The organism is Halorubrum sp. SD612, from assembly GCF_002135005.1.
Genome location: NZ_NEWI01000210.1, coordinates 1 through 3747, shown reverse-complemented (window position 1 = coordinate 3747; position 3747 = coordinate 1). Strand labels below are relative to the sequence as shown.

Sequence of the window (3747 nt, the reverse complement as noted above, 5' to 3'; positions counted from 1 at the left end):
CGATCGTCTGGGGTCGGGAGGCGACCGTGAGCCCGCTCACCGACGGCCGCGAACTCGCGGACGCGGCCGACGCGCGGCTCGTCGTCTTCGACCGCGCGCGGCTGCTCCCGCACGTCGAACACCCCGAGCGCTTCGTCGAGACGGTCGAGGAGGCGCTCGTCGCGGGCGTGACGGCGTAACGCCTCTCGGTCGCCGGGCCCGTCAGGCGCCGCTCGGAGCGCTCCGGTTCTCACCGCTGAGCATCGGGCGGACACCGATAAGTGCGCCCGCCGCCGAATACGCGCATGACGAGCGAGACGTTTCGCGTGCTGTGCGTCGACGACGAGCCCGGGCTCGCGCGGCTCGTCGCGACCCACCTCGAACGCGACGCCGACCTCGACTGCGAGACCGCCGTCGAGACGCGTCCCGACGACGCCCTCCGACGCATCGAGCGCGAGTCGTTCGACTGCGTCGTCAGCGACTACGACATGCCTCGCCTGACCGGCGTGGAGCTGCTCTCGGCCGCCCGCGAGGTCGACCCGGACCTCCCCTTCCTCCTGTTCTCCGCGACCGGGCCGGCCGACATCGCGGCCGAGATGGTGCGGGCGGGGGTCAGCGACTACGTGTCGAAACGCGGCGGCGCGGACGGCTACACGGCGCTGTTGCGGCGCGTCAAGCGGGCCGCCGCCGGCGAGGACGGGCGGTTCGGGGGCCGGGAGACCGACGACCTGACCGAGGTGGACGTCGCGCTCGACGGGGTCTGTACCGTGGCGCCCGACGGGACCTTCGAGTTCGTCGGCGAGGAGTACGGCGCGCTGTACGGTTACGATCCCGAGGAACTGGAGGGAGAGCCGTGGCAGCGCCTCCACCCCGAGCCGGCGGTCGAACACATCCAGACGAACATCATCCCGGTCGTGACCGACGGCGAGCGCTGGACCGGAACGAGCACGGGGCTCCGGGCCGACGGCAGCCGGTTCGCCGAGTCGAAGATGGTGAGCGCGACGGCCGACGACCGGCTGGTCATCTCGGTGTCGCCGCTCGACTCGGTCCGGAGGGCGGCCGACGACTGACACGGCGACGGACGCGAGCGCCCTCGACCGACTCAGGCGTCCCGGCGCACGTACAGCGTCTTCTCGCACGCCGCGTGGACCTCCCCCGCCTCGTCGACGAGCGAGACGAGGTACTCGCGGTCGGTCGACTCGCCCGGGTCGAGCGCGTCGCGGATCGCCTCGGTCTCGGCCGTCGGCAGGTCGAACTCCGCGTACAGCGTCTCTCGGCCGGGCTCGATGAACTCCAGCGCGGCCGACTTGTCCCACACGGTGAATCCGTCGCCCAGCGTCCGGCGGAGCATCGTCATGTACACCGGGTCGATCGCGCCGTAGATGCTGCCGCCGAACACCGTTCCGACCGCGTTCCGCGTACGCCAGTTGAACGGGACGCGGATCCGGATATAGCGCCAGTCGGCGGCGATGTGGTCGACCCGAGCCCCGGTGCCCCGGTACGCGGGGAGGAGGTTGAAGCCGAGCCGCCAGAGCCGCGTCCGGCGGCTCTCCGCCGGCGGGTCCTCGCGCAGGGGTCGCGGGTCGGGATCGCGGTCGACCCCGGTCGGGGAATCGCTCACGGCGATCCGCGGCTGCCCGGCGACAAACCGGTGTCGGAACCGGCGACAACCGGCCGGGGGTTGTCGGTGTCGGACGCTCGCCGACGAGGCCGGGGAGGCGTGAGGCCGCGGCGCTGGGCTGGACTCGAAGACGCGCAGGGAGCCGCACCGAGCCCTCGCGGCTGGGGCGTTGCCGGTGTTCGTCGCCGAGTTCGCAGCACGTCCGCACTGCCGACCGACCGCGCGCTCGAAAACGTCTCAGTCCGCGATCGCTTCCGACTCGCCGGTCATCGCCGCGGGGTCTTTCACCCACAGGTCGCCGAACAGGTCGTCCTGCTGGAGCCGGACCGAGCCGCGGTGGGCCATGAAAAGCAGCGCGAGGTACGTCATGAACGGGCGGCCGCCCGCGGTCTCGATCTCCGCGAACAGCACCTCCGTGCGCCCGCGGTCGAAGTGGGTCCGGAGGGTGTTGTCGATCTCCACGATGACCTCCTCGATGTCCTCGTCGTGGGTGCGATCGGTCGCCTCCCCGGCGGTCGGCTCCCCGTCCTGTCGGAACTCGTCGCCTGCGTGGTAGTCGAGCGTCTGCGTGCCGCGGGCGTGGCCGTGCGGCGACTCCGAGGTGTCGTACTGACGGGAGTCCTTCCACCACGAGCCGCGCTCGGCCTCGCGCAGCTCGCGGACCAGCTCGTCGAGCGTCTCCGGCGACCCGCGGGTGTTCTTGCGGTCGAGCCGGCGGTCGATCTCTTCTTCCAGCTTGTCGACGGGGTCGAACCCGTCGGCGGCCGGGTCCGGCGCACCGCCCTCCATCGCGACCTCCCACGGCTCCGGCTCCGGTTCCTCCTCCTCGTCGTCGTCCGCCAGCATGCCGTCGCTTTTCATCCGGAGCAGGACGCTGGCGTAGAACAGCGCCCGCCCGGTCGTCCGGAGGTCCGTCTCGTCGAGCTTCTCTAAGAACGCGTCCGTCACTTGGACGATGTCGATGTCCCACGGCTCGATCTCGCCCTCCTCGGCGAGCTGGACGAGGAGCTCGACCGGCTCGACCTCGTCGTCGTCTGTCTCGTCCGGGGGCGAGACGTCCGGGACCGCGTCGGTCGGGCCGGGGCCGTCTTCCGATTCGGAGCCGTCGGCGCCCGGAGCTGGGTCGTCCCCGTCCGGGGCGTCGTCGGCGAAGGGACCCGCGCCGTCGCGCTCGCTCGTCAGGTCGAGGTCGGGGACGCCGCCGTCGGAATCCGCGCCGGAAGCTCCGTCGCCGTCCTCAGTCATCCGCGCTCACCCCCTCCTCGTCGGCGTCGTCGCCGAACCGCATCCCGGTCACCGCCGAGAGGTTGTCGCCCTGCATCGTGACGCCGATGGCGCGGTCGGAGCGCTCCAACAGCGCGGAGCGGTGGCCGACGACGACGAACTGGGCCTCCTCGGCCAGCTCCTCGATCATCTCGCCGACGCGCTCGGCGTTGACCGCGTCGAGGAACGCGTCGATCTCGTCGAGCGCGTAGAACGGCGCGGGGTTGTGCCGCTGGACGGCGAAGATGAAGGAGAGGGCGGTGAGCGACTTCTCGCCGCCGCTCATCGCGTCGAGCCGCTGGACCGGCTTGTCCGCGGGCTGGGCCTTCATCGTTAACCCCTCCTCGAAGGGATCCTCGGGGTTCTCCAAGACGAGCTCGCCCGTCCCGGCCGAGAGGCGGGCGAAGATGTCTTCGAAGTGGTCGTTGATCGACTCGAACGTCTCCATGAACGTCTCCTTCTTCGCCGCCTCGTACCCCTCGATGCGCTCCTCGATCGCGTCGCGCTCCTCGACGAGCACGTCGCGGCGCTCCTGAAGCTCGTCGAGCGCCGCCTGGACCTCCTCGTACTCGTCGATCGCGAGCATGTTCACGGGTTCGAGCGCCTCCATCTCCGATTCGAGCTCCTCGATCCGCGACTCCACCTCGTCGAGGTCGGGGATCTCGTCGGCGTCGTAGGCGCCCACCTGCGACTCCAGCTCGTCGATCTCCCACTCCAAGCGGTCTCGGCGGTCGGTCAGGTCCGAGAGGTCGGACTCGGCCTCGGCGACGAGCGACCGCTGCTCGTCGCGCTCCCGGGTCGCCTCGCGGATCTCCTCGCGGAGCGCCTCGCGTTCCTCCTTCCGGTCCGCGACGCCCCCCTCACGGTCTGACATCGCCTTCCTC

4 protein-coding genes and 1 pseudogene are annotated in these 3747 nt (G+C 71.2%); 2 read left to right on the top strand and 3 right to left on the bottom strand.

Annotation, left to right across the window (positions count from 1 at the left end; genetic code table 11):
- The coding region (locus tag B9G38_RS15200) for an alpha/beta fold hydrolase (RefSeq protein WP_394334934.1) at nucleotides 1-179 on the top strand (179 nt) is incomplete at its 5' end.
- A gap of 105 nt (nucleotides 180-284) precedes the next feature.
- Nucleotides 285-1049, top strand: coding sequence for a response regulator (locus B9G38_RS15195; protein WP_086220936.1), 765 nt, complete (start codon nucleotides 285-287; stop codon nucleotides 1047-1049).
- A 32-nt stretch (nucleotides 1050-1081) separates the two neighbouring features.
- On the opposite strand, the gene B9G38_RS15190 is transcribed toward B9G38_RS15195, so the two are convergent.
- The 3 genes and pseudogenes from B9G38_RS15190 to B9G38_RS15180 all read right to left on the bottom strand — a co-directional run.
- Nucleotides 1082-1600: a DUF4442 domain-containing protein gene (locus tag B9G38_RS15190; protein ID WP_086220935.1), complete on the bottom strand. Its 519-nt coding sequence runs from the start codon at nucleotides 1598-1600 to the stop codon at nucleotides 1082-1084.
- 237 nt (nucleotides 1601-1837) lie between these two features.
- Complete coding sequence (locus B9G38_RS15185) at nucleotides 1838-2845, bottom strand: ScpA family protein (RefSeq protein ID WP_086220934.1); 1008 nt, start codon at nucleotides 2843-2845, stop codon at nucleotides 1838-1840.
- Nucleotides 2838-3747 (bottom strand): annotated as a pseudogene (locus tag B9G38_RS15180) (ATP-binding protein); the annotation flags it as partial. The pseudogene B9G38_RS15180 and the gene B9G38_RS15185, both read right to left, overlap by 8 nt.

What these genes read in the sequence shown, in the direction of transcription:
- B9G38_RS15195 (WP_086220936.1), top strand. Translation starts at nt 285, where the DNA reads ATGACGAGCGAGACGTTTCGCGTGCTGTGCGTCGACGACGAGCCCGGG.
- B9G38_RS15185 (WP_086220934.1), bottom strand. Translation starts at nt 2,845, where the DNA reads ATGACTGAGGACGGCGACGGAGCTTCCGGCGCGGATTCCGACGGCGGC.